General features: G+C 60.9%; 20 protein-coding genes. 13 read left to right on the forward strand and 7 right to left on the reverse strand.

From position 1 onward, the window contains the following. The first annotated feature begins 11 nt into the window (after positions 1–11). The 5 genes from ATN38_RS18025 to ATN38_RS18045 all read left to right on the forward strand — a co-directional run bounded on the left by ATN38_RS18025 (position 12) and on the right by ATN38_RS18045 (position 6,150). Positions 12–1,871: a copper resistance protein CopC gene (locus ATN38_RS18025; protein ID WP_308256283.1), complete on the forward strand. Its 1,860-nt coding sequence runs from the start codon at positions 12–14 to the stop codon at positions 1,869–1,871. A gap of 630 nt (positions 1,872–2,501) precedes the next feature. Then, positions 2,502–3,080, forward strand: coding sequence for a DUF305 domain-containing protein (locus ATN38_RS18030; protein WP_019747379.1), 579 nt, complete (start codon positions 2,502–2,504; stop codon positions 3,078–3,080). Positions 3,081–3,222: 142 nt separating this feature from the next. Then, positions 3,223–4,449, forward strand: a complete 1,227-nt coding sequence (locus ATN38_RS18035; protein WP_218748317.1) for an Ig-like domain-containing protein — start codon at positions 3,223–3,225, stop codon at positions 4,447–4,449. 397 nt (positions 4,450–4,846) lie between these two features. Then, positions 4,847–5,206: a BlaI/MecI/CopY family transcriptional regulator gene (locus ATN38_RS18040; RefSeq protein ID WP_019747377.1), complete on the forward strand. Its 360-nt coding sequence runs from the start codon at positions 4,847–4,849 to the stop codon at positions 5,204–5,206. Then, on the forward strand, positions 5,203–6,150 hold the full coding sequence (locus ATN38_RS18045; protein WP_218748318.1) for a M56 family metallopeptidase: 948 nt from the start codon (positions 5,203–5,205) through the stop codon (positions 6,148–6,150). The genes ATN38_RS18040 and ATN38_RS18045 overlap by 4 nt, the downstream gene beginning before the upstream one ends. A 234-nt stretch (positions 6,151–6,384) precedes the next feature. Here ATN38_RS18045 and ATN38_RS18050 read toward each other — a convergent pair whose 3' ends face one another. Continuing rightward, positions 6,385–7,608, reverse strand: a complete 1,224-nt coding sequence (locus ATN38_RS18050; RefSeq protein WP_308256287.1) for a prolipoprotein diacylglyceryl transferase family protein — start codon at positions 7,606–7,608, stop codon at positions 6,385–6,387. 587 nt (positions 7,609–8,195) lie between these two features. On the opposite strand from ATN38_RS18050, the gene ATN38_RS18055 reads away from it, so the two are divergent. Then, complete coding sequence (locus ATN38_RS18055) at positions 8,196–8,960, forward strand: acyl-[acyl-carrier-protein] thioesterase (protein ID WP_218748319.1); 765 nt, start codon at positions 8,196–8,198, stop codon at positions 8,958–8,960. A gap of 184 nt (positions 8,961–9,144) precedes the next feature. Here the strand turns inward: ATN38_RS18055 and ATN38_RS18060 are convergent, their stop codons facing one another. After that, the gene (locus tag ATN38_RS18060) at positions 9,145–10,290 is read right to left on the reverse strand and encodes an ATP-binding protein (protein WP_218748320.1); all 1,146 of its coding nucleotides are present in this window, start codon (positions 10,288–10,290) and stop codon (positions 9,145–9,147) included. Further along, positions 10,287–11,045: a response regulator transcription factor gene (locus ATN38_RS18065; protein ID WP_019747372.1), complete on the reverse strand. Its 759-nt coding sequence runs from the start codon at positions 11,043–11,045 to the stop codon at positions 10,287–10,289. The genes ATN38_RS18060 and ATN38_RS18065 overlap by 4 nt, the downstream gene beginning before the upstream one ends. Positions 11,046–11,186: 141 nt before the next feature. On the opposite strand from ATN38_RS18065, the gene ATN38_RS18070 reads away from it, so the two are divergent. The 6 genes from ATN38_RS18070 to ATN38_RS18095 all read left to right on the forward strand — a co-directional run bounded on the left by ATN38_RS18070 (position 11,187) and on the right by ATN38_RS18095 (position 19,762). After that, positions 11,187–11,456, forward strand: coding sequence for an SHOCT domain-containing protein (locus ATN38_RS18070; RefSeq protein ID WP_080572277.1), 270 nt, complete (start codon positions 11,187–11,189; stop codon positions 11,454–11,456). An 83-nt stretch (positions 11,457–11,539) separates the two neighbouring features. Next, entirely contained in the window at positions 11,540–13,123 is a 1,584-nt protein-coding gene (locus ATN38_RS18075) for a multicopper oxidase family protein (protein WP_019747370.1), read from the forward strand. Between the two features lie 505 nt (positions 13,124–13,628). Continuing rightward, positions 13,629–13,856, forward strand: coding sequence for a heavy-metal-associated domain-containing protein (locus ATN38_RS18080; protein WP_042451149.1), 228 nt, complete (start codon positions 13,629–13,631; stop codon positions 13,854–13,856). A 48-nt stretch (positions 13,857–13,904) separates the two neighbouring features. Next, complete coding sequence (locus tag ATN38_RS18085) at positions 13,905–16,208, forward strand: cation-translocating P-type ATPase (RefSeq protein WP_218748321.1); 2,304 nt, start codon at positions 13,905–13,907, stop codon at positions 16,206–16,208. Between the two features lie 360 nt (positions 16,209–16,568). Then, on the forward strand, positions 16,569–19,034 hold the full coding sequence (locus ATN38_RS18090) for a cation-translocating P-type ATPase (RefSeq protein WP_042451152.1): 2,466 nt from the start codon (positions 16,569–16,571) through the stop codon (positions 19,032–19,034). After that, positions 19,031–19,762 carry a DUF305 domain-containing protein gene (locus ATN38_RS18095; protein ID WP_080726680.1) on the forward strand — a complete coding sequence of 244 codons (732 nt, stop codon included), beginning with the start codon at positions 19,031–19,033 and terminating at the stop codon, positions 19,760–19,762. Before ATN38_RS18090 ends, ATN38_RS18095 begins: the two co-directional genes overlap by 4 nt. 826 nt (positions 19,763–20,588) lie before the next feature. On the opposite strand, the gene ccsB is transcribed toward ATN38_RS18095, so the two are convergent. The 4 genes from ccsB to ATN38_RS18115 are packed head-to-tail and all read right to left on the reverse strand — an operon-like array spanning position 20,589 to position 24,559. Further along, positions 20,589–21,566 (reverse strand): c-type cytochrome biogenesis protein CcsB, encoded by a 978-nt coding sequence (ccsB, locus tag ATN38_RS18100; RefSeq protein WP_218748322.1) that lies wholly within the window; start codon positions 21,564–21,566, stop codon positions 20,589–20,591. Next, complete coding sequence (locus ATN38_RS18105; protein WP_218748323.1) at positions 21,553–23,193, reverse strand: cytochrome c biogenesis protein ResB; 1,641 nt, start codon at positions 23,191–23,193, stop codon at positions 21,553–21,555. The genes ccsB and ATN38_RS18105 overlap by 14 nt, the downstream gene beginning before the upstream one ends. Then, positions 23,190–23,996 carry a cytochrome c biogenesis CcdA family protein gene (locus tag ATN38_RS18110; RefSeq protein ID WP_019747361.1) on the reverse strand — a complete coding sequence of 269 codons (807 nt, stop codon included), beginning with the start codon at positions 23,994–23,996 and terminating at the stop codon, positions 23,190–23,192. The genes ATN38_RS18105 and ATN38_RS18110 overlap by 4 nt, the downstream gene beginning before the upstream one ends. Then, positions 23,993–24,559, reverse strand: a complete 567-nt coding sequence (locus ATN38_RS18115; protein WP_230587701.1) for a TlpA disulfide reductase family protein — start codon at positions 24,557–24,559, stop codon at positions 23,993–23,995. Before ATN38_RS18115 ends, ATN38_RS18110 begins: the two co-directional genes overlap by 4 nt. A 227-nt stretch (positions 24,560–24,786) precedes the next feature. On the opposite strand from ATN38_RS18115, the gene ATN38_RS18120 reads away from it, so the two are divergent. After that, positions 24,787–25,032, forward strand: coding sequence for a hypothetical protein (locus ATN38_RS18120; protein WP_218748324.1), 246 nt, complete (start codon positions 24,787–24,789; stop codon positions 25,030–25,032). Positions 25,033–25,160 lie beyond the last annotated feature (128 nt).

The following is a 25,160-nucleotide window of genomic DNA, read 5'->3' on the forward strand; positions in this document are numbered from 1 at the left end:
CGGGAGTCCTTGTGGTTCTGGGAGCTGGCATCGCCGGCGCTCACCCCACGCTGCTCGTTACCGAACCTGGCTCGGAGACTGCCGTTTCCGAGCCTCCGCAGTCCATCACCCTGATCTTCAACGAACGAGTCACCCCCGGGGCCGATGCAATCAAAGTCCTGGACGGCGCCGGTCGTGAGAGCCCGATGGATGCAGCAGAGTCGTCCAAAGGTGGCCGTGCAATCACTTCCCGGCTCTCGGATGCTCCGTCGCCGGGCACCTATACCGTCCGGTGGCAAGTGATCGGCGCAGATGGTGACCTCGTCGAGGAAGACTTTCGGTTTGCCGTCGGCCTCGCTTTGACCGACAGTGGCGGTGGCGACGACAGCGCCTCGACCTCGTGGACGGAAACCGTGCTCCGGTGGCTGCTGTTCGTCGGGTTCGCCCTCGCGCTCGGGACAATTGTCGCGGAGAGATTGTCGTCTGTGCCGCACGCCGAGAACCCTTCGCTGAAGAAGTTGCGCACCTGGTTTCCGGGTGGCATCTGCATTGCTTTGGTGGGTGTTGCAGGCCTCATGGTTTCGCTCGCCGCTTCGTCCAGCGTTGCTGCGCTATGGCAAGAACGTGCGGGCATCATCTTGCTCGTAGAGACGTGTGGGCTCGTGTTGGCCTTGGCGCTGAAAGCTGTGGGGAGTACCAGACTTGCGAGTGCGGCCCTTCTGCTGGTCATTGCGGCCGAAGGGCTGCGCTCGCACGCAAACGTCGTCGCTCCCGGATGGGGCGCGTTTCTCACCGCCGTTCATCTCGCGGCAGCGGCAATCTGGGTCGGTGCTTTGCTCCACACGGTTCGCACTGCATTCGCGTGGCGGGGTCAGCATGCCCCGGTTCGGTGGGTCGTGGCCGGTTACACACGACTTGCGCTGTGGACCTTCATCGTCGTCGTGACCACTGGTACGATCTCGGCATTGTTGCTGATCCCCGTTGCCGCAATGTTTTCCACCCCGTACGGGCAACTTCTGACGGTCAAACTACTCTTCGTCATCGCCGCCTCGGGTGTGGCGATATCTGCACGGCGGACGATGCGCAGAACTGAACAAGTGGGCAAACTGCGCAATCAGATTCGTATCGAGAGCATCCTCCTGATCTCCGTGCTCGCCATCAGTGCTGCATTAGTCTCGACGGCGCCTGCCAATTCACCCGCCCAGCCGGGACCACCTGCAGCCATCGGTCCGGTTCTGCCGCTGGGAACATTGGCCGGACAGATTGGGGTGAGCGTCGCCGCCAGCGAAGGGCAGCTGGTGGTTCGACTGTCGACTCCGCGCCGCGTCGACTACTACGCTCAGGAACCGGACCAGGAATACACCTTGATCGGCGCACTGCGGGCGGGCGGGGTGAACACTTCACTTTCCTTGCGCGGGTGCGGATCCGGATGCTTCGTGGCGCAAACTGATTGGCCGCTGGGTGAAAATGTGCTCACGCTTGAGGCTGCGGCGACAGGGTGGCGTGGCGGGACGGTCAGCATGTTAATTCCATGGCCTGTTCAGTCCGGGGACACTGATCTCGCTCGAGCCGTAGATATCACTCGTGCTCAGAAGAATCTGACCTTTTACGAATCGGTGACCAGTGATGCCGCAAACGTCGGCCCCGAACCTCACCAACTAAGTCTGTCCAGCGAGTTCTTTCTCGCCCAGGAGCCGTATGCGGACGGTACTGCGCCCGTCGTGGTGCGCTTACCCAGTGCCGGACGGCAACTCCGTCTGGCTGTGGGCTATCCGGCTGCGGGCATGAACGTGCTGCTCGACCTTGACCAAACTGGACGAATAATTTCCGAAACACTAAGCGATGCAAAACATCTCATCACCCGCACCTTCGTCTACCCCGAGGTGAACTGATGGGGGAGAACTGATGAGATATTCACGTCCAGTGAACTGTCACCGTGCAATAGGAACGGAAGCTGCGATGATCTCCCCTTACGCGTTCATTCACCCCTGCCAGTTCTGTCGCACCCGCGCACTGGCCGCGCCCAGGCCTTCGAAATCCCTACGGCATACGCTGATTGACGAACCGGTAGCGGTGGCTCTGGCCTGCAGTCTGTTCAAGCACTCATCGCCTGCTGTCGCTTGTCTTGATCACCGCAACCTTCTGATTGCAGGTTCCACCATCACCTCGCTGGTCCTGCCTGTCGCGGCGCACGACACCTCGCTGATCACCGCGACAGTCGTCACCGAGCGCGAGGACGAGGATCATACCGGCGCGCGTGAGTGGAGGGTTGCACGTTCCCCTGTTGCTGCAGACGTGCATCGTGTTCGGGCCCACCGTGCACGACACCTTGCCCCTACACAACCAACTGTCGGCGCTGCGGATACGACAGACGCTCATAGTGGAACTACTGACCATCCGGGTCGACGGCCCCTCCCCAGAAGAATTTTTTGCACAACCACACATTCCAGGAGAAAAATATGATGCTTACACGTGCTGTTTCCACACGTATAGCAGTCTCAGCGGGGTCTGCCGTCGGTCTGATGCTGATCGCCGGCTGCGGCGGCCATGACATGAGCCAAATGTCGAGCAACGACAGCGGAAACATGTCCAACTCCTCCGCGGCCTCGCAGCCCAACGGCGCCAACAGCGCGGATATGCAGTTCGTCGCGATGATGTATCCACATCACGCACAGGCCGTCGAGATTGCAAAGATGGTTGACAGTCGCACCACCAATCCTCGAATACTCGAACTCGCCGCTTCGATCCAAACCGCTCGCGGGCCCGAAATGGATCAGATTGCAGCGCTCATCGAACAATGGGGTCAACCTACGTCCGACGCCACCTCCCCTGTGGACTCCATGGATGGAATGGACCACGGCGGGGTTGATTCAGGAATGATGTCCCAGCAGCAGATCGCTCAATTGGAGGGGTTGCGCGATGGGGACTTCGACACCGCGTGGCTGAAGATGATGATTGAACATCACTCCGGCGCGATCGCGACGGCCCAATCGGAACTATCCGATGGCGACAACGCCGACGCCAAGCAATTGGCTACCGATATCATCGCCGCACAGCAGTCCGAGATCACCGCGATGCAAGCACTTTTGCAACAGAACTGATCCGAAATTGTCGAGTGGCTAGGCCTGTCCATCGAAGCCTCTCTTCTCGTTGTCCGCTCTGATCTTCCATCTGATTACTTGCGTCCCTTGCGAATCACTGTCTTCGTCGGCGCTCCCCACCCACTGACGTGAAGGAACAATTATGACCTCAACACGGCATACAGGGTTACTCGTCCTTGTCCTTGTGGTCGCAACGCTGACAGGATGCACCTCCACAGCACCGCAGTCCGCACCGAGTGACACGGGTGCGCCCGCCGAGAACGACTCTCCTGTCTCCGCGCTGGTGATGACTCCTTCCGGGGGGACAGATACCGTCAACCCCCTTGATCCGGTCACGGTGGAATCTGTTGGCGGGAGGCTCGACTCGGTAGTGCTCACCGAAGTGGGCGGGGCTGTGGTCGATGGCATCTTCACCCCTGACCGGCAGGTGTGGAAACCCGGCGCTTCCTTGGACTACGGGAAGACCTACACGATGACAGCGTCAGCCACCCAAAACGAAGGCTCACGTCTCGATCAGTCCAGCACCTTCTCCACAGTCAAGCCGCGGAACCTGACCAAACCATCCTTCGTGACGGCCGGGGGTAACCTCCTCACAGATGGTGGCACTTTCGGGGTAGGGATCGTTATTGTCACGCATTTCGACGAGCCGATCCTCGATCGTGCAGCGGCGGAGAAGAGCCTGACTGTGCAAACGTCGGTGCCGCTCGAAGGCTCGTGGTACTGGGTGGATGACCAGAATGTTCACTGGCGACCTCGTGCGTACTATCCCCCCGGCACCGAGGTCACGGTCCGGGCTGCGGTCTTCGGCGTCCCGCTCGGTGGCGGACTGTTCGGACAGGAAGACGCCACGACTGCATTCACCATCGGCGACTCGCATATCGCCGTCGCCGACGATACGACCAAGCAAGTCACGGTCACGAGCAACGGCAAAACTGTGCGCACTATGCCGACATCGATGGGCATGGGAGGAACCGAGCTCGTCAACGGCCAAACGATCTCCTTCTGGACCCAACCAGGCATTTACACCGTCCTCGATCAGGCCAACCCCGTGATCATGGACTCGTCGACCTACGGACTTCCCGTCAATTCCCGGCTGGGGTACAAGGAAAAAATCAACTACGCCACCCGAATAAGCACCGACGGAATTTACCTTCACGAACTCGAAGACACAGTCTGGGCGCAAGGCAATACCAATGTTTCACACGGCTGCTTGAACCTCAGTCGCGCCAATGCTCAATGGTTCTATGATTTTTCGCTTCCCGGAGATGTCGTGGAGATACGCAATACCGGCGGCGCCCCTCTCGAATTGTGGCGGAACGGCGACTGGAGTGTGCCGTGGGACCGATGGTCGGAAGGCAGCGCGCTGTAAGACCTGTCGCCCTGCCGGCAAACGATGCTGAATCGCAAACAGAAGCTCCGCGCGAGACGTTCTCCCGTAGTCGACGCGAAAGTGCTGGATAAACCTTTGACACTGTCAGAGCTGACAGGGGTTCGGCAGATCGTCGCTGGAGGAGGTCGCCAGACACCGCCGCCGTATCGGGGCGGCGACGGGAAGCAGAACAGATAGTATTTCTACAGGGCTTCGGTTCGCCGTCTCGGCAACCTCCAGCGTGCAGAGTCGACACGACACCCTCATCGAGCGGTCCCACATCACTGTGACCGACGAATCACCGACAGCGCTGGTTGGGCCCGTACGAAAGCGACGGAGGTTGCAGGTTGGGCACTCACACGGTGCGGTGACGAATGCAGCTCTACGAGGAGGAAAAATGCAAGGTCTGGGAGAGCTCGAGGCGCTGGTGATGGATGTGCTGTGGCGCTCCACCGAACCGGTCCGTGTTCGCGACGTCATCGACGGCCTCGATGACGACCGTGAACCGGCGTACACGACGGTGATGACCGTCATGGACAATCTTCATCGCAAAGGTTGGGTGCATCGTCAGCGAAACGGGCGCGCGTACTGGTACGAAGCCACGCGAAGCCGCGAGGAAGCGGCAGCTGACGGGTTGCGCGCACTTCTCGAATCCACCGGAGACCCGACCGGGGTCCTGTTGCATTTTGTTCGCGGGACATCCGACGTCGAATCGAAGATCCTGGCGCGTGGATTGCGTGAACGAGGCAAGAAGTGACAGCCGTCCTCGCGTGGGCGGTCGGTGGCCTTCTCGTTGCCGCACTCTCCCCGCTGTTCCTCGGATCGATGATGCGTCGCGGCGTTGATCCGCATGTCGTCCTCGTCTTGTGGGGCGCTCTGGCACTCGGAACTGTAGTGAGTATCAGTGTCCCGGTGATCTTGAGCCTTTTACCCAGTCACGGTGGTGTCTCGTCGCTGATCGAATTCGCCCACAGCTGTTGGCTCGCCCTTCACGACGACGCGCCGGCCAGGCTCGAGACGGCGGTGGGTGTACTCGGTGGGTCAGCCCTGGTCATCGGGGCGGTGCGAGGCACCGTCCATCTGTTCAGCTTCTCCCGTACCCGCCGCGAGCTACACCAGCAGCACCTCGGGTTGCTGCGCATTCTGGGGGGTGCACGGTCCTCGTCACTGCTCTGGCTCCCGGTTTCTGTGCCCTTCGCCTACAGCATCGCTGGGCGCCCTGCGCTTGTCGTTGCCAGCGATGGATTGAGAGATCAACTCGACACCGAGGCTCTGGCTGCAGTGCTCGCGCATGAACGGGCACACATCACGGGCCGTCACCATCTGCTCGTCAGTGCAGCGCAAACGCTCGCCTACGCGTTCCCGTGGCTTCCGATCATGCGATCTTCGCCCCCATTGGTCCGTGCGTTGGTGGAAATCGAAGCCGACTCCCGAGCCGTTCGTCAGCATGGGCGCGAATCCGTGCACCGAGCACTCTGCAGTATGACACCTCACGATGTGCCCGTGGCGGCTCTGGGAATAGCGCAGGATTGCCTGGCGTTGCGACTTGATCGTCTGTCCTCCCATCGCACCCACCACCCGGCGCCCATTCGTTACCTCCGCACCCTTGCTGCCTGCGGAACGGCGATCGTCCTACCTGCGGCGCCTCTTCTGGCGCTACTGGGTGCGATGGCGATGGCTTCATGCGCAACAGGTGCATAAAAGCCACAGTGCGAAACGCGCATCGACACAGAGTCCGGTTCGCAGCGCTCATGCCCGAGGTCGGTTCAACCCCCTCCTCGAACTGAACCGGCCTCACGCACCGAACGCGGCGCCAATCGAATTGGCCAGATCCCGCGCGAAACTTGATTCGAGACCATCCCAATTTCCGCGAGACTCACCTTCTGCGCACGTGGCAGCAGCCAAAAAGCGCACAAGTCTACTACTGGGTCCCGATCACACCGCGCCCAGCAGAATCGTCGCGACGATGACAATTCCGCATGCCGTGCTGGTCAGAAGCCGCCCGCGCCGCGTATGAGGATCCGCACGATAGGGGAACAACAATTGACGGACCCACGTGTAGATTGCCACGGCGACAACGAATACTGCTCCGTCATAGGGCGTTTCGGTGCCGTAGAGGACGAAACCCAGTGTCGCGAGACCGATGATCAAACCTGCGAAGGCTTCGATCAGTTGCACGGGGATTCGGCGCACCGCGAGAGTCCGGTCCGAGGCCCACATTCCCCATCTCGACACGGTAGGTCGACCCGAACAGCATCCAGTCAAGAAGCAGCCCGGGCGCCCAATCGCAATACCGAGAAACAACCCTGGTGTTGTCATGTCTAGTAGCAAACCGACACCCAGACCGAAAGCTGCTCCGCCGAGCACCAATACCCCGAGCGAGACCACCAAAAATCCTTGAATGCATGCGCCGGCAGTGACAAATTTTCGGAGGCTCTGGCGGTGAAGTGCCAAGTACCAGAGCTTCGCACCCACGTAACCGAGAAGGCAGCCAAGGATCGAAATGAGAACTGCCGCAGTGGCGTTTTCGTTCATGCGGGTCAAGAGCAGTGCCTGCATGACGATGGCGAACACTGCACCCAAACCGACTAGGAGCGGCCACGTCCAGAGTCTCACGCCGGGCCCGTGCACCAATGGCGCTGCGGTAGTCCGGGCCGTCGCAGTCTGCGGAGCTGCGATGTCGAACTGTCCGGCGGTATCGTCCGGAGTTTCGATGCGCTCTGCACTGACAGTCCAACTACCAGAGGCGATTCCGCGGATTCTCGCAGTTACCGCGAAGCGACCCCCCGCTGGAACACCGTTGACGTGGGTGACTCTCTCAAAATGTTCCGGTTCACTGCCCGGGCTGTTGCGGGCTCCCCTGAACAGAATCGACAGATCGGAAGTAACCTCGGGCGGTTCTCCCCAGTACGTTGCTGCGAGCCCCTGCGGTTCTATCTGCGTGAACGCTTCCGCGCACCCACCGCCGGGCGCAGCGAGCTCCATTGCAGCGGTCGCCTCGTCATTGCCCAATGGCTGGGCAACGCGTTCAGTGCCCGATGGCTTGGCGGGCATCGTCTTTTCTACGATGGCCGGCGCTGCTTGAGCCAAGGCAGGGGCTGGTGTCGGCGCTGCTTTACTCAGATACGCCGCTGCGGCCGCTGCGGCCAGTTCTTCCACGGCACTACCGCCCGGACTGTGCCTAGCACGGGGTGTTGTGCCGACATCGTCGTGCGGTCGTGAAGTGGGGTTCAGGTTCGGTGACGTGGCGCGTCGGGCTCGACTCTGTGTCGTAGACCGCTGTTTCGCGCGGGTTTTGGTTGATTTTTTGCTCACCGTCGCCCCAATCTCTCGGTTGGCGCGGATGCCCACCGAACTACTAAGGTCAATAGTAGCTGAACTACGAACCTGGATAGTAGGTAGAGGCCGAGCGTGAACGCGCGGGTGGGCACTGCGGCGCCAGACGAGGCGCTTCGAGGTCGAGCCGAGGAATATGGGAATTCCAGTGCCGCAACGATCTTGGACACACTCACGAAGAGCCCTGGAAAGGACATCGAACCTCAACCGGCAATCACGCGGGCGGTGTAGTAATTTGCGAGACTGGATAGGCTCCTTGCCCACCATGTTCGGAGACCGGGCACGGACTACTGGGTACGACTGCGGCAGACCCGGCGGCTGATGCGGGACTGGGCGTAGGGATCGCACTACGTTGCAGCAAGGGTGTGCAAAGTATCGAAGCGAACAATCACATCTAAGGGATCTGCAAAATGGAAGCTGACGCGATGCGCAACCACCGCCTGGTGGATTTGCCGACCAAAGGCGCGGTGTTCGAAACCTCTCGGCCGGTACGGACGGGAGATATCGACGTCTCCGGGGCGCTGCGACTCGATGGCGTTGCACGTTATCTGCAGGACATCGGTTTCGACGATCTCGATGCGAGCGGCGCAGCGGCCGCTCACCCGGTGTGGGTCGTGCGCCGCACTGTCATCGATGTCATTCGTCCGGTCCGCTGGCCGGCTCGTGTGCGCATGCACAGATGGTGCTCGGGGTTGTCGAGCAGGTGGTGCACGATGCGTGTCCGCATCGAATCCGACTGCGGCGGCTTGATCGAGACCGAAGGATTCTGGATAAATCTCAATCCGGTGAACGGGATGCCTTCCAGGATCGAAGAGAGTTTCATGGCCGGACTCGGTTCGACCACCAACGATCACCGATTGAAGTGGAAACCCTGGCACACCGCTCGTCCGGGGGATGGGGAGGAAACGACATTCGTCTTACGATCGAGCGATATCGATCCGTTCAACCACGTCAACAACGCCACATATTGGCAGCCTGTCGAAGACTTGATCAAGGATTGGGTCGGACCCCGAAATCTGCTCCCCTACCGGGCGATTCTCGAATATCGCGCCCCCATCACCGCGGGAAACGACGTGACCGTGCGGTATCACAGTTCAGGGGAGAGCCTGAGTAGTTGGTTCCTGGTCTCGGGTTCGGTGTGCGCGAGTGCCTACGTCACAGCGATCGAAGTGTAAGTCCCCGGGCCGGGTCACCTCTGCGCTCTGGTCTCGTGCATCCTCATTCATCGTTCACCTCACGAGTTCTTGACCAGGTGTGCCGGTAGCGGCGGGGTGAGTGGGTGTTCCCGGAGCGTTTCGATTACCTCGAATGTCGCGTCGAATGTCACGCATCGACAGTTCCCCGGCAGTCGATGTGCCGCTATTTCGGACGATGTACTGGCAACGCGATAACGAAGGTGGTGCCTTGCCCGGCTCCGTCACTCGCGGCGGTGATCTGTCCACCGTGTGCTTCGACGAGCGCTTTCGCGATGGACAGTCCGATCCCTGCCCCTCCGTGAGCACGATCGCGTGCTGCGTCGGCGCGATAGAAACGCTCGAACAGATAGGGGAGGTGCTCGGCGGCGACCCCATCGCCTTCGTCGGTGAGTGTGAGGATGAACCGATCCCCTTTCACCCGTCCCCGCACCCTCACTGTGCTCTGTGATCGACTGTGGCGCAGTGCGTTGTCGAGTAGATTGCTCAACACTTGCCCTATGCGCTCCGGGTCCAGCCACACCGACGGCAGATTTCCGGGGACGTCCACGCTCAGAAAGACTGCTTTCGTGTCGAATCGTTCTTCGTGCGCCGCTACCGCCGAGCTCACCAGTACCTCAGGTCTGGTCCATGTCGGTTCGATTGCAGCTCGATTCGTCTCGGCATCGGACAGCGCCGAGACGTCGCCGGAAAACCGAGCCAAACGTCGGGTCTGATCTCTGAGCATCGCAATGGTGTGATCATCGAGAGCTTCCACTCCGTCTTCGAGCGCTTCCATGAATGCTTCGAGAACAGCTACCGGCGTCCGGATCTCGTGCGCGAGATCAGCCAGCAACCGTCGACGCATCGACTCGGCAGACTCGAGTCGAACGGCCATTTCGTTGAAGGCCGTCGCAAGTGCGTCGAAGTCGTCACCGAGCTGCGGCGGCGGGACTCTGGCCGCGTAGTTTCCCGCCGAGACTGCCGTGGCGGCAGTTGACACCGCAGTCACCGACCGCTGCAGCCGACGACTGAGATACCAGGTCACAGCCAGCGCGCACAACGCAGCTGCGCCGATCGCCACGGACAACGAGACCGCAGTTGCCGAGCGATATGCCTGCTCGGCGTGCATTTGCTCCTCAGACATCGGAGGCACGCCCGCTCGGCGCAGATGCTCGCGGAACAAACTCGGACCGACAGTGACTGCAACGACCCATGAGGTGGCCGCTCCTGCCACCAAGACCAGCGTTTGGGCCATCAACAAACGCACGCCGACACCGAGTCCTCGGCGGGTACGCCCCTGATGAGACGAAAGTTCTTCCAGGGTAGTCATTTTCCGGAACCCATTCGGTACCCGATGCCGCGCACGGTATTGACATACAAAGGCGCGGCGGGATCATCGCCGAGTTTGCGGCGCAGATGACCGATATGAACATCGACAAGATGTTCGTTCCCCGTCCACGCAGGACCCCACACTGCTTCGATCAGTTGCCGACGGCTGAACGCCATCCCCGGCCGAGCGGCCAATGCCGCCAACACGTCGAATTCCGTCCGAGTCAGCAGAACCGGTTTCTCGGCGACCGAGACCTCTCGCCCGGCAACGTCGATCCTGAGCACCCCGAACGTCATTGGCGGACTCTCCTCGTCTCGGGTTACCGCTCTCGCAGTTGTACCGTGCGCGACTCCGCTGCGGGGTCTGCGCATCATCGCGCGGATCCTCGCTACCAACTCTCGGGGGCTGAACGGCTTGGTCATGTAATCATCGGCACCGACAGAAAGCCCGACGATGGTGTCCACTTCCTCACTGCGAGCAGTCAGCATCACCACGTATGCATCCGAAAATGTACGAAGTTCCCGGCATACCTCGATGCCGTCGATACCGGGCAGCCCGAGATCGAGGACCACCACATCAGGATCGACCTCACGTGCCAGGGCGAGAGCGTCGAAACCGTTGTAGGCCACACTCACCTCGAAAGACTCTCGTTCGAGATAACTCGAGATGATCGAGGCCAGTGGGCGTTCGTCGTCGACGACCAGTGCCCGAAAACCTGCGTAACCGTCGGTTGACCGTGTTGACGTACTGTCCATGCCACCATCGTGGACTGCTCAGCCGCCGCTGCGCACGTCATACACGGTATGCGGTCACCTCTTCAGCGAATCTTCATAGAACGCACACCGATCCCAGAGGGTTCGGCGAGCACTATCGGGGGGTGAGGAGAGTGAACGGACATGATGTGGTGGAGCGAGAATTCGGGTTATGGAATGGGTTGGGTCAGCTGGATTCTTATGGCGCTGGCGATGATCGCATTTTGGGGGTTGGTCATTGCGGCCCTACTTGCTTTGTTTCGTCCCAGACGCAGTGACCGCAGCGAACTCCGTGGTACGAATGCGCAGCATCTGTTGGATGAGCGCTACGCACGCGGCGAGATCGACGATGACGAGTATCGCTCCCGCAGTGAAGCTTTGGATCGATCCTCTCGTCGACACGAGAGTCGTTGACCTCTGCAGCACGCGCGCCCCGGGCTCGGTGGCGTATCACAGTTCCGCTTCTCCACAACGACTAGACAAGGACAATCACAATCATGGCTATTGCGCCGTTCACAGGATCGGCTTTCAGTCGACGTACGTTTCTCGCCGCCACGGCGGCGGGGGCGGGGGGACTGGCGTTGACCGCATGCACCACCAGTGGATCGTCCAACCCGAACCCCCCGCCGTTCGACAAAAATGCCATCGCGGCCGCTGAGGCAGCGCGCCCGCATACCGGTCGCACCGTGGACTACAAGCTCAATCCGCAGGGCGTCGATATCGATCTCGGCGGCATCACGGTGCGCACTCTGGCATACGGCGACAATGTTCCCGGTCCGTTGATTCGCGCGAATGTCGGTGACGAGTTGGCGATCACCGTCAACAACGGACTCGATCATCAGACATCGGTGCATTGGCACGGCATCGCACTTCGCAACGACATGGACGGCGCCATGCCGGCAAGCCCGAACATCGAATCGGGGCAGAACTTCACATACCGGTTCTCGGTACCTCATTCGGGAACGTATTGGGCTCACCCCCATGTCGGTCTCGACACCGACTACGGCCTCTATCTCCCCATCGTCGTCGACGACCCCCGCGAGCCCGCCGACTACGACGCCGAATGGATCGTGGTTCTCGACGACTGGACGGATGGAGTCGGCACGAGCCCGCAACAGATCCTCTCCGACCTTCAGTCCGGAAACGGCATGGGTTCGATGGGCGGATCCGGGATGGGCAACATGCCTGGGATGGGTGGAATGAACCACGGTTCGGCCGAAACCACCCCGCCCCCCATCTCGGGTGGCCCGAACTCGGCAGAATCCAGCGCTCTGCTCGGCGGGGACGCGGGTGACGTCAACTATCCCTACTATCTGATCAACGGGCGGATAGCTTCTGCACCGACTACTTTCTCGGCCGCTCCCGGTCAGCGTGTGCGTATTCGCATCATCAACGCGGGTGCGGATACCGCTTTTCGAGTCGCTCTTGCCGATCATGTGATGTCCGTGACCCATACGGACGGTTTTCCGGTCGTACCGACAGAAGTCGATGCGCTTCTGCTCGGCATGGGTGAGCGCTACGACGTGATCGTCACGGTCAAGGACGGTGTATTCCCGCTCGTCGCCGCTGCCGAGGGGAAGAACGCTCAGGCTCGGGCGCTGTTGCGTACGGGCTCGGGTGCTGCGCCCGACGCCTCGTTTCTCCCTCGGGAATTGGCAGGTCGAGTGGGCACGGTCGAGACGTTCACTGCAGCCGAAAGTGTCGTTCTGCCTCGGAGCGATGGCACCGGTGTCGATCTCGTGGCAGACCTCGGGGGAGACATGATGAGCTACCAATGGACGATCAATGGTCGGAACTACGACCAAACCGAGCCGCTGACCGTCAAAGAAGGGGACCGCGCCCGGCTCACGTTCACCAACATGACGATGATGTGGCATCCCATGCATCTGCACGGGCATACCTTCCAAGTGGTCAAAGGTGACGGCGGTGTCGGCCCTCGCAAGGACACAGTCATCGTTCGTCCGATGGAATCTGTCGCTGTCGATCTCATCGCTGACAATCCGGGCGACTGGATGCTCCACTGCCACAATGGATATCACCAGGAGGCGGGTATGATGACTCGCTTGGACTACATCGTTTGACAACGTGGAGACGTCCGAATACACGATCGCACCCGCACGGGAGGCGCGACCTGATTGGGCCGGCATCTCATTCGGACCTCTTCCTGCCCCGTTCGGCGAGGTGGGATTGTGGCCGCCCCGGCGTCGGGTCAGCGTCCCGGAATCCCCGGCCTCTGTCCCGCCGCTGGACTGGGATCGAAATCCCGCGAACGGCGCACCAGCCCCATAGCTCCGGCGCATTCCACGGTCGCTCGAAATTCGACGTTCTCTGCACAGGCGAATACACGAGAGGGGAATCCGGCCAAACGTCCGGGGGAAGTAGGTCGACGCGCAGCCTTGACTCACCCTCTCCTCACGCGAGTATAGTAAAAATAGGTACCCCCCAGGGGTACTCCATGGAAAGGGAATCATGAGGGGTCAGACCAACTCGCAGGCGAATCTACTCGACAAGACGCAACGCGGCTGTGGATGCAACTCGACGAAGAAACCACCCACCACATCCGCGCCCACCACTACGGAGGACATCATGTCTGCAACCAACAACACCTTCGCGGTCACCGGCCTCACCTGCGGGCATTGCGTCGGCGCCGTCACGGACGAGCTGCGCGCCCTCCCCGGAGTGAGCGAGGTGGATATCGATCTCGTCGCCGGAGGAGTCTCCACTGTGACCGTTACAGCTTCAGCGCCCCTGACCGAGGAACAAGTAACTGCCGCTCTCGACGAAGCCGGCAACTATCATCTCGCGAACATCTGACCAGGCGTCCACACCGCCAGCGTAGGCAGGTCAGGAGAGGTACATCTGATGAGCACCCTGGACAACACGACCGTCGCTGCCGAGTCCGCACACAGTGTCGAATTGGCCATCGGCGGCATGACCTGCGCCTCCTGCGCCGCGCGAATCGAAAAGAAGCTCAACAAGATCGACGGCGTCACCGCAACGGTGAACTATGCGACCGAAAAGGCAAAGGTCAACTTCACGGGTTCGGTAGCACCTGAAGACTTGATCTCCACCGTCGAGGCAACGGGATACACCGCCACCTTGCCGGCCCCCAAGGAGTCGTCCGGGGAGGTCGGCACTACCGACGGGGTGAACACTCGGACCCAGGACGAGACTTCGCAACTGCGGACCCGACTGCTCGTCTCGCTCGCATTGACTGTGCCGGTGGTCGCATTGTCGATGATCCCGCCATTGCAGTTCACGAACTGGCAGTGGCTGGCCTTGACGCTCGCATCCCCCGTCGTCGTCTGGGGCGCACTCCCCTTCCACCGCGCTGCAGTGACGAATGCTCGACACGGCGCGGCAACGATGGACACTCTGATCTCGGTGGGGGTGTCGGCGGCCTATCTGTGGTCGTTGTGGGCGTTGTTCTTCGGTCACGCCGGAATGGCCGGCATGAAGATGGAGTTCAGCTTGTTCCCACAGCAGGAGGGCGGAGCGGACCACATCTATCTGGAAGTAGCCGCTGCGGTCACCGTCTTCATACTCGCGGGGCGATATTTCGAAGCCCGCGCCAAGAAGCAGTCGGGTGCAGCCCTACGCGCACTGATGGACATGGGAGCCAAAGACGTAGCGGTGTTGAGGGAACACACCGAGATCCGAATTCCCACCGAACAATTGGTGGTCGGTGACATCTTCGTCGTCCGCCCCGGCGAAAAGATCGCGACCGACGGCATCGTCACCGACGGCGCATCTGCGGTGGACGCCTCCATGCTGACCGGCGAATCCGTGCCAGTGGAAGTGCGCCCTGGCGACGCCGTTGTCGGTGCCACCGTCAACGCTGGAGGGCGACTCCTCGTTCGAGCAACTCGTATCGGCGCCGACACTCAGCTCGCTCAGATGGCACGACTGGTCGAAGATGCACAGAACGGCAAGGCTCAGGTCCAACGTCTCGCCGACCGCATCTCCGGAATCTTCGTCCCGGTCGTCATCGTTCTCTCACTGATGACGTTGGGTGCGTGGCTTTTGACCGGTCACTCGATGGTGGCGGCATTCACCGCCGCCGTTGCCGTGCTGATCATCGCGTGCCCCTGCGCATTGGGGTTGGCCACACCGACGGCGCTGATGGTCGGAACGGGGCGCGGCGCCCAGTTGGGGATTCTCATCAAAGGCCCCCAGGTTCTCGAATCCACCCGTCAGGTCGACACCATCGTGCTCGACAAGACCGGGACCGTCACCACCGGGCGCATGAGTGTCGATTCGACAGTCGCCGCAGATGGCGAGAATATCGACGAATTACTTTTTGTCGCAGGAGCGTTGGAGGACGGCTCCGAACACCCGATCGCCCAGGCCATCACTCTCGCAGCTCGAGCTGACGGCCGGCCGTTGCCGAGAATCGAAGGTTTCTCCAACCACGACGGCCGAGGCGTCTCCGGTGTCGTCGACGGCCGAGCCGTTGCTATAGGTCGGCGAACCTGGTTGGAGCAGGACTGGTCTCTCGTCGCACCCGAGAATCTGGAGGTGGCCGCACACGCCGCGGAAGCCGACGGAAAATCCCCGGTGTGGGTTGCGTGGGACGGTTCGATCCGCGGAATCGTGGTCGTTTCGGACACTGTCAAGGACACCTCGAAAGAGGCCATCACTGCATTCCGAACCTTGGGACTACGTCCCATCCTGCTGACCGGCGACAATGCTCGCGCCGCCGGCGCCGTCGCAAAACAAGTGGGGATCGAAGCCGCCGATGTCATCGCCGAAGTCTTGCCCGCAGACAAAGTCAACGCCGTCAAAGACCTCCAGATCCGTGGGTACACAGTCGCTATGGTCGGTGACGGCGTCAACGACGCCGCTGCTCTGGCACAAGCAGACTTAGGTCTGGCCATGGGCACCGGCAGCGATGTCGCCATCGAAGCCTCCGATCTCACCCTTGTCCGAGGCGACCTGCGCTCCGCCGCAGATGCGATCCGTCTGTCGCGATCGACGTTGAAAACCATCAAAGGGAACCTTTTCTGGGCCTTCGCCTACAACGTGGCGGCGTTGCCTCTGGCGGCGCTGGGGTTGTTGAACCCGCTGATCGCCGGCGCTGCCATGGCTTTCAGCTCCATCTTCGTCGTCACGAACAGTTTGCGCCTACGACGATTCACCAGTCATGCCACAAGCTCCGATCACTGACTTGATCCCGAATTCGATTGCCCCGGTGATTGCCGTCTGCCCTGAACTCTTCGGACGCGAGGCGCGGGAGAGGTCCCACCGCACCCGCAACGAATCCAAAGGTTTCACTCCACGACGACCACCATCACGGACGAGGGCAGTCGTCGACTGCGTGGGACACCATGGTCCTTCATCGAATCTTCACCAAACATCTAACCAAGGCATATCCGCCACCGGCAGGCTCAAGTATTGAGACACACGTGGACCCCACAACATCACGCCCAGAGGTGCCGACGATCTGCCACAACACGGGAACATGCCACCGAGGTATCCGCATGGTCGCTGCCGCAAGAATGGCGGTCACAACGAGAGGGCGCAGAGATGAATCGAACCACCGTTCTCGAAGTACAAGGATTGCAGTGGGCGACATCGAAAGCCGCAGTCGAATCAACTCTTCTTCGCCGACGCGGAGTCGTCTCTGCCGAGGCCAACGTTCTCAACCAAACTGCCACGGTCACCTACGACCCGGCTGCAACCTCGATACCCGAACTGTCTCAATGGATCCGGGACTGCGGCTATCACTGCGCAGGGCGATCGGTGCCCGCCCACAGCTGCGACCCCCTCGCCGAACCGAACGACAGCACCCGCGCCGCGCCCTCTGAATACCACGTTCATTCAGACCACGTCGACACATCAACCGACGCACCGGTCGAACACCCCGGAGAATCTCCGCACGGCGAACACACGGCGCACGAACCACATGCTCAACACTCTGCACAGGACATGATGGGGCACGGAGGCGCCCACGCCGGAATGTCGATGGACGACATGGTCCGGGACATGCGAAATCGCTTTCTCGTCGCTCTCGTTCTGTCCATTCCGATCATGCTGTGGTCCCCGATGGGGCGCGACATGTTCGGATTCACAGTTCCAGCCCCGTTCGGACTCCGCGACGACGTATTCACCCTGATACTGAGCTTGCCAGTGGTGTTCTACTCGGCCTGGATCTTTTTCGACGGCGCTTATCGGGCTCTGAAGGCCCGCACCCTCGACATGATGGTCCTCGTTGCCGTCGCCGTCGGAGCAGGTTGGCTCTACAGCGTCGCCGTCACGTTCACCGGCGGCGGCGAGGTCTTTTACGAGGCCGCATCGGTGCTGACGGCTTTCGTCCTGCTCGGACATTGGTTCGAGATGCGAGCCAGAGGTGGAGCCAACGACGCGATTCGTACACTGCTCGAACTGACCCCGCCATTGGCGATCGTGTTGAGAGACGGCGAACCGGTCGAAGTTCCCACCGCCGACGTTGTCGTCGGAGACCTGTTACTGATCCGACCAGGCGGCAAAGTCCCGGTCGACGGAACGGTCGAGAGCGGAACTTCCGAAGTCGACGAGTCGATGGTGACTGGGGAAAGCCTTCCCGTGTCCAAAGAACCGGGATCCACAGTCATCGGTGCGTCCATCAACACGACGGGCACACTTCGCGTCCGAGCAACCAAAGTCGGTGCCGACACCGCCCTGTCCCAAATAGTGGCGTTGGTCCAGGAAGCGCAGAACTCGAAAGCGCCGGGGCAACGGTTCGCTGATCGGGCCGCGTTCTGGCTCGTCCTTGTTGCTTTGATCGGCGGCACCGGCACCTTCCTCGTCTGGTGGGCGGCGGGCGCAGGAGTGCAGACCGCGCTTCTGTTCGCGATCACCGTCGTTGTCATCACCTGCCCCGACGCACTCGGTTTGGCCACGCCCACCGCCATCATGGTCGGCACCGGACTCGGAGCTCAACGAGGAGTGTTGTTCAAAAATGCCACCGCGCTGGAAGCCTCGGCGCGCATCGAGACGGTAGTGATGGACAAGACCGGCACCCTCACCAAGGGTGAACCCGAAGTCACCGACGTCGTCGTCGACGGTATCGGCACCGATGAACTCCTTTCCCTCGTCGCGGCGGTCGAACGCGAGTCCGAACACCCCCTCGCCGGCGCGATCGTCCGCTACGCGACCGAACGCGGCGCCCCGGAGTTTCCCCTCACAAATTTCCGTAATGTGCCAGGTCATGGTGCGGCTGCGGAGGTAGACGGTCGTCGAGTGGCGGTAGGCAACCGCAAACTGATGATCGCCGAAAACGTCGACTTCGGCACATTGATGGGCACACGCGACGACCTCGCAGCCAGCGGGCGCACAGCAGTACTCGTCGCCGTGAACGGACAGGGCGTCGGGGTGATCGCACTCGCCGACGCTGTCCGAGAGACTTCCGCCGCCGCAGTGGCGGCGCTGCACGACTTGGGCGTCGAAGTCGTCATGCTCAGCGGCGACAACGAAGCCACCGCACAGCGCATCGCGGGCCAGCTCGGTATCGATACCGTCATCGCGGAAGTGCTCCCCGGCGACAAAGCCGCCAAGATCGTCGAGCTGCAAAATGCCGGCAAAAAGGTTGCGATGGTCGGGGACGGAGTCAACGATGCTCCCGCGCTCGCACAAGCGGACCTCGGTATCGCCATCGGCGCAGGTACCGACGTCGCAATCGAAACAGCGGACCTCGTGCTGATGCGGTCGGACCCACTCGACGTACCGGTCGCACTACAAATCGGGCGAGGCACCCTCCGCAAGATGCGACAGAACCTCGGATGGGCCGTCGGGTACAACGTCATCGCCCTCCCCATCGCCGCTGGAGTCTTCGAACCCTCCCTCGGACTCGTACTTCGTCCAGAGATCGCAGCGCTGTCGATGTCCGGGTCCAGCTTCATCGTCGCCGTCAACGCGCTACTGCTGAAGCGACTACGCCTCCCTTCTCCCCCGGATCAACACCGGCCTTCACCAAGCACTACCCCGAAGACGACCTCACAGAACGCCTCATGACCGGACAACCGATCTACCAACGAAAGGGTTTCCCCGATATGAAGAAGATCCTCGCAATCAGTGCGGCAGCAACTGCAGCACTATTCGTCCTCACCGCATGTAACAGTTCCAATTCCGATGGAACCACCTCCACACCGATGTCAATGAGTGCCGAGTCCAGTAGCTCGGCGGACGCGAGCACTCATAATCAGGCAGATGTGACATTTGCCGAGCAGATGATCCCTCACCACAGTCAAGCCGTCGAGATGAGCGACATGCTCCTCTCCAAAGACGGTATCGACCCCCGAGTGACAGCGTTGGCAGAACAGATCAAAGCGGCGCAAGGCCCAGAAATCGAGCAGCTGCAGGCCTGGTTGACCAGCTGGGGACAAAGTTCGTCCTCCTCGGGCATGAACATGCCGACCACCTCCCACAACATGGAAGGCATGACACCCTCCACCAGCATGAACATGCCCATGCCCATGCCCTCCGAAAGCATGGGAACGATGCCCGGCATGGAGGGGATGATGTCCGCCGAGGACATGACTGCACTGCAGAATGCGCAGGGGACAGATGCCGCGAAGCTGTTCCTCACACAGATGATCGACCATCACCGCGGAGCAGTCGCGATGGCGCAAACTGAAGTTGATTCCGGGCAGTATTCAGAAGCGATCTCCATGGCGCAGAACATCATCAGCACGCAAAACGAGGAAATCACCACTATGGAAGACATTCTCGCCACGCTGTGATCACAACTGCAGGCGGTCGTTACCGAGGTCTCACTCGGATGTGAGCGCACGCGGCTCGGTGTCTCTGCTCGGCGAGGATCCCGGCAGAGGCACCGAGCCTTCTCGGTGAGAGGCCAATACCCCCTGAGGGCCCCGAACAGCGTGGAAGCAACCTCATGTGTGGAGGGTTTGGTCATCACATCCGCCGATATCTCGAGATCAGCGTGCGCGGATCGCATTCGTCGTTCCTCAGGACGAGGAGGGAACGCGGGCACAAAGGGAACCGCCGCCTGGAGCCGAATCGATTCGTTTACATCCTGAAACAGGTTCAGGCGCAAACCGTGCCCATCGACTGGTGAGGGACTGATCGGGTACGCGAACGAGAACAGACGACGTGGAGGTCGCAATGCTAGACGTTCGGCGGGGGATGACCGACTCTGAGCTGATCGCGGAGGCGTACCGACTCGAAAGCCAGCCGGCACTGAGCAGGTGTGACCACATCAGATTGACACTGATACACGATGAACTCGAGTGTCGGCGCAGGACCTCGGGCAAAGATACTCCCTGACGCGCCGCCCACAACGGCTTCCGCCTTGTAAGGGCAGGAAGTGCGCATGATTGACAAGTTCGATCCACCACGTTCCCACACTCATGTCAGAATGGGTGCGCCACTCCCCCGGCTGCGCAGTTCGGGCAGGGTCGGTCACCGACGGTCTCAAATAGTCGTTGTGCCGCGGGTTTCACTCGAATATACCCAGCCTGAGCCACCGCGGGACGTATCGGCTCCGTGCAGGTGCGGGCTCCCCCCTGATCCGTATGCCCCGCGCCACTTTTCACCCGCTCGCCCTCAGTTGAGCCCCGCGTACGAATGGAGGCCGGAGACGACCATATTGATGATGAAGAGATTGAACAGCATTGCGACGAAACCGGCGATGTTGATCCAGGCGGCACGGGTATCGCGCCAACCAGAAGTGGCGCGCGCGTGCAGATAGGCGGCGTAGATCACCCAAGCGATGAAGGAGACCGTTTCTTTGGGGTCCCACCCCCAGAACCTACCCCAGGCCGCTTCCGCCCAGATGGCTCCCAGAACCACTCCTGCTCCGAAGAGCGGAAAGGCGAAGATCGTTGTCTTGTAAGCCAATCGATCCAACACGTGCGCCTCGGGTAGACGATGCAACCATCTGCCGAGCTTCGAGTCGACACCACGGTTGTCACATCGGACTCTGAGCAGAAACAACATGCTCGATACGCCCGAGATCAGGAACACCCCACTACCGATCGAGACGATCGAGACGTGGATCGGAAGCCAATACGATTGCAGGGCAGGAACGACGGGGGCGGCATTCGCGTACAGGACAGTTCCTGCCACGAACATGAGAACGAGGATCGGTACCAGAGCGAAGACCCACAGTGTTCGCAGATCAGGTCGCCGTAACAGAAGCAGTCCGGCGAGTACCGCCGCCGCGCACGTCAAGGTGACGAATTCGTACATGTTGCCCCAGGGCACTCGTTGCGTCGCTACCCCACGGAGGACGAGCGCACCGAGATGGAAGACGAATGCGACCACGACCAGAGACAACCCCATGTTGCCGAGCCGATCCGCCATCGGGCGGGGCGAAGATTCGACGATTCGCCCAGGGGCTCTTGCATCGGGTGCGGTCGGTACGGGACCAGCGTAGACACCCATCCTCGCAGTGGGTGTGAGCGACTGTGTGCGTACCGAGGCGAGTTGCGCGCAGAAGAGAATAAGGGCAAGTAGATATACGAGGAATGCCGTGCCGTAGCTGAGATCGCTGTATCGGGAAAGGGTTTCATTGATCGTCATGTCGCTCTTCTCTGCGGGCGGGTTCTTCGGGTTGCCAGATGCGTCTGTGCACGATGTCGAATTCTGCGCCCCATCCGGCGTGGTCCGTTCTCGCCAGTCCCCCGAGTTCGATCAGCGATACTTGACCCGGGTCTGATGTCGTCGAGGTGATCCGCACCCATATCCTGCGACGCTTTATCACCAGTGAAGTGATCAGGCCGGTAATCATGGTGATGGCGAAGACTAGTACCCAAATCTGTGCCGGGTCGTGGGAAACCTGAAGATTGGCGAATTCCTTTGCGCCGTCGAATGTCACGCGAGTGCCATCGGGCAAGATGGACGATTCTCCTGGCCGTAGATTGACGCGCGCTTGCTTGGTGAGGCGGCCCTGGTTGATCATCTCGGTGTTGAGGCTGAAGATCGACTGTGGAATGCCGGTATCGAGACCTGTGTCCCCTTTGTAGATGTCGATGGCGACCGCCGGGTCGCGCATGTCGGGAAAGGCAGACGTGAGGAGGTTGCCGTTGAATGCCGCTGTGGGTGCGAACAAACCCTCGACGGCGATCTGATTGGTGCGACGCTCCTCAACTGATCCGTATGTCCCGCCTGGGGGGTCGAATCGCAGCGCGCCGCTGCTGAGGAAAGTGGTGGCGTCGTCCGGGCGGAATTGCAGTGATTCCGTCCGTGTCTGGCCGTCGGGGAAAGTGACAGTGAATTGGGGCGCGTACCCGTGTCCTGTCAAGTACACGCGTTCGCCGCCAATTCTCAGTGGGGAGTTCACTTTCAGTTGATAGTTGTTCCATTGACCCTCGTCTGTCGCGCCCTCTTGGTATGAGATGTTGGAGGTGAACATCGAAGCTTGGCCATTGTCTAGATAGTCGGCGGCGAAGTCGTTGACCCTGATACAGAATGGTTCGAGACCGGTTCCGTCCGTCGCATTTCCGGTTTTGAACGAGTCGTAGACGGCGGGTGAGGTGTTGCAGAATCCGGGTCCTCCATCGGCGATGACGATGACGGAGCCCTCATATCCGAACAGCTTTCCGATCGCAATCGTAACCAGCAGTCCGAGGAGGGAGAAGTGAAAGAGAAGGTTGCCGGCTTCTCGGAGATAACCCTTTTCGGCCGAAAGCTCAGTTGTTCCGTCGTCTGTTGTTCGCACCGCGAGCCGCCATCGGGGCAATGCCGCACGGACGCGCTCGACTGCGGCTGTGGAATCAGCAGTCAGTTCCTGCGCGGCGTGGTGGTGCGGCAGGCGGGACAGATTGCGCGGGGCACGGACCGGCGTGCTGCGGAGGGCTCGGAGGTGCTCTGCCAGGCGCGGGATCAAGCAACCGATGAGTGAGACGAACAGCAGAACGTAGATGGCGGTGAACCAGGAGCTGGAAAAGACGTCGAACAGTTCGATCTTGTCCATCCACTGTCCGAGGGCGCCACGTGCTGCTATGTATGTGTTGACTTTGCCCACGTTGAGGTTTCGCTGCGGCAGGAGGGCGCCGGGTACTGCGGCAAGCGCGAGCAGGAACAGTAGCACCAACGCGGTACGCATCGAAGTCAGTTTGCGCCAGGTGTTGCGGACCAGCGCGATTGCTGGGCGGAAGAACGAGCGGTGGTGGGGCGTCTTCGTCTCGTGAGTGTCCTGTTGTGTCATATCGGTAGCACCACGTTGCTGACGAATTCGTCGCGAATCCAGGAGACGAACAGTTCCCAGAATCCGGTCAACAATGCCAATCCCACGAGGATCAACATGACACCACCGAAGATTTGGATGCTTCGCGAATGTCGACGAAGCCATCCGACTCCGCGAAGCGCTTTCGATGATCCGAAGGCGAGTGCGATGAACGGAAGGCCCAACCCCAGGCAGTACGCGATGATCAACACGACCCCGCGTGCAGCAGTCGCGCCTTGTGTACCGGCGGTGACCGAGAGGACTCCGGCCAGGGTCGGCCCCAGACATGGGGTCCACCCCAGCCCGAAGACGGCTCCCAGCAAGGGGGCGCCTGCCAAGCTGGACAGACGGCGCGGCGTCGGGCGGGTGTCGCGTTGAAGGGCCGGGACCAGACCGATGAAGGTCATGCCCATGACGACGGTGATCACGCCGCCGATCCTCTGCAGGAGTTCCCGGTTGAGTTGCAAGATCCCCATGACTCCGAAGACAGAGGCAGTGGCGAGGACGAAGACCACCGTGAATCCGGCCACGAACAACACAGCGGCTCCGGTCACCCGCCAGCGGCCAGTCGTGACTGTTGTCGTGTCGCCGTCGGCGACTGCTGGCGTCTGTGCCCCGGATATTCCTGCGAGATATGACAGATATCCCGGAACCAGGGGGATGCAGCAGGGTGAGGCGAAGGAGATCAATCCTGCCAGGGCCGCCGCGAGGAGCGCCACGAACAGTGGACCTGTGGACACTGCATTCTGGAAGGTGGTTCCCAAGTCTTGTGCCAGCACGGTCATTCCGAGGCCACCCGTTCGATCACTGGTGTGAGATCGTCTGCGAGCAGCGCCTTCAGGAAGACGCCGGCGACTCGGTGTTGACGATCGAGAACCAGGGTCGACGGAATCACACTCGTCGGATAGTTCCCGCCCAGCGCGGCCAAGGTGCGCATCGGCGGATCATAGATGGATGGGTAGGTCACCTGGTTGTCGACGACGAAGTCTTGCGCTTTGTCGCGTTGTGGATCTCGGACATTGATACCCAGGAATTGGACGCCGAGATCGCGAGTGGCTTCGTACGACGTTTCGAGGTCGTCCGCTTCGGCACGGCACGGTGCGCACCACTGCCCCCAGAGGTTGATCACGACGACTTTGCCGACATAGTCGTCGAGTGACACCCGTTGTCCTTCCTCCATCAGGTTCGGACCTGCCAGAGTGCCGATCGTTCCGCGGATTTCTGGTGGGTCGTAGAAGATTTCGGTTTGTCCACCGGGAGACACGAAGTCGAAGCTACCGCCTTGCGCGACAGCATCTGTGCCGGTGGCACACGACGACGCGGCAAGGATGACGGCCGTTGCAAGCACCAGTCCTCGCAGGATTCGGTGGAAGTGTTTCACACACGGGTGAGGTGATGCGGACTCGGCCGTCACAGATCGTCCTTCTGCCGAGAACAGTCGAGTTCGACTATCGGACTGAACTTTCCGACCGGATGACTGGTTATGGGCACTGCGCAACCCTTCGGTGAACTACGTACTGTAATACTAAGTAACATAGTAGCTGGGTTGGGATCCGAACTGCACGGAGGACTGAGATGGCGAAAGATTCCCTGTACACACCCGAGTATCGCCGTGAACGTCGCCGTCAGGTGCTCGGATGGATTCTGGTCGGAATCGGGGTGGCGATGGCCCTGCTTCACGTCATCACACACCTCGGCCAACTTCATCTTCTCGCTTCGGCGGGATGGCAGGACCTGCTCTTGGGTTATCCGATGGCGTTCTTGATCGCCGGACTCGGATTCCTCTGCGTGCTGGCACGCGCGAGACCATCACGGAACTAGTGTGTCAATGGCCACGAAGTTCTCCCCGTAGGCGGCCAGTAGTTCTCCCCGCTGGTGGCCACGGGTTCTCCCCGGTGGCGGCCAGTTGTTTTTCCCCACCCGCTTTCTGATTTGGGTTAGCTGAAGGG

This window comes from Rhodococcus sp. FH8 (assembly GCF_019266085.1).
Lineage (GTDB): Bacteria > Actinomycetota > Actinomycetes > Mycobacteriales > Mycobacteriaceae > Rhodococcus_F > Rhodococcus_F qingshengii.

Excerpts from the sequence above, each read along its gene's own strand:
- ATN38_RS18060 (WP_218748320.1), bottom strand. The coding sequence starts at position 10,290 with ATGACTACCCTGGAAGAACTTTCGTCTCATCAGGGGCGTACCCGCCGA.
- ATN38_RS18040 (WP_019747377.1), top strand. The coding sequence starts at position 4,847 with ATGCAAGGTCTGGGAGAGCTCGAGGCGCTGGTGATGGATGTGCTGTGG.
- ATN38_RS18080 (WP_042451149.1), top strand. The coding sequence starts at position 13,629 with ATGTCTGCAACCAACAACACCTTCGCGGTCACCGGCCTCACCTGCGGG.
- ATN38_RS18095 (WP_080726680.1), top strand. The coding sequence starts at position 19,031 with ATGACCGGACAACCGATCTACCAACGAAAGGGTTTCCCCGATATGAAG.
- ATN38_RS18090 (WP_042451152.1), top strand. The coding sequence starts at position 16,569 with ATGAATCGAACCACCGTTCTCGAAGTACAAGGATTGCAGTGGGCGACA.
- ATN38_RS18075 (WP_019747370.1), top strand. The coding sequence starts at position 11,540 with ATGGCTATTGCGCCGTTCACAGGATCGGCTTTCAGTCGACGTACGTTT.
- ATN38_RS18035 (WP_218748317.1), top strand. The coding sequence starts at position 3,223 with ATGACCTCAACACGGCATACAGGGTTACTCGTCCTTGTCCTTGTGGTC.
- ccsB (WP_218748322.1), bottom strand. The coding sequence starts at position 21,566 with ATGACGATCAATGAAACCCTTTCCCGATACAGCGATCTCAGCTACGGC.
- ATN38_RS18070 (WP_080572277.1), top strand. The coding sequence starts at position 11,187 with ATGATGTGGTGGAGCGAGAATTCGGGTTATGGAATGGGTTGGGTCAGC.
- ATN38_RS18120 (WP_218748324.1), top strand. The coding sequence starts at position 24,787 with ATGGCGAAAGATTCCCTGTACACACCCGAGTATCGCCGTGAACGTCGC.
- ATN38_RS18055 (WP_218748319.1), top strand. The coding sequence starts at position 8,196 with ATGGAAGCTGACGCGATGCGCAACCACCGCCTGGTGGATTTGCCGACC.
- ATN38_RS18085 (WP_218748321.1), top strand. The coding sequence starts at position 13,905 with ATGAGCACCCTGGACAACACGACCGTCGCTGCCGAGTCCGCACACAGT.
- ATN38_RS18065 (WP_019747372.1), bottom strand. The coding sequence starts at position 11,045 with ATGGACAGTACGTCAACACGGTCAACCGACGGTTACGCAGGTTTTCGG.
- ATN38_RS18105 (WP_218748323.1), bottom strand. The coding sequence starts at position 23,193 with ATGACACAACAGGACACTCACGAGACGAAGACGCCCCACCACCGCTCG.
- ATN38_RS18110 (WP_019747361.1), bottom strand. The coding sequence starts at position 23,996 with ATGACCGTGCTGGCACAAGACTTGGGAACCACCTTCCAGAATGCAGTG.
- ATN38_RS18030 (WP_019747379.1), top strand. The coding sequence starts at position 2,502 with ATGCTGATCGCCGGCTGCGGCGGCCATGACATGAGCCAAATGTCGAGC.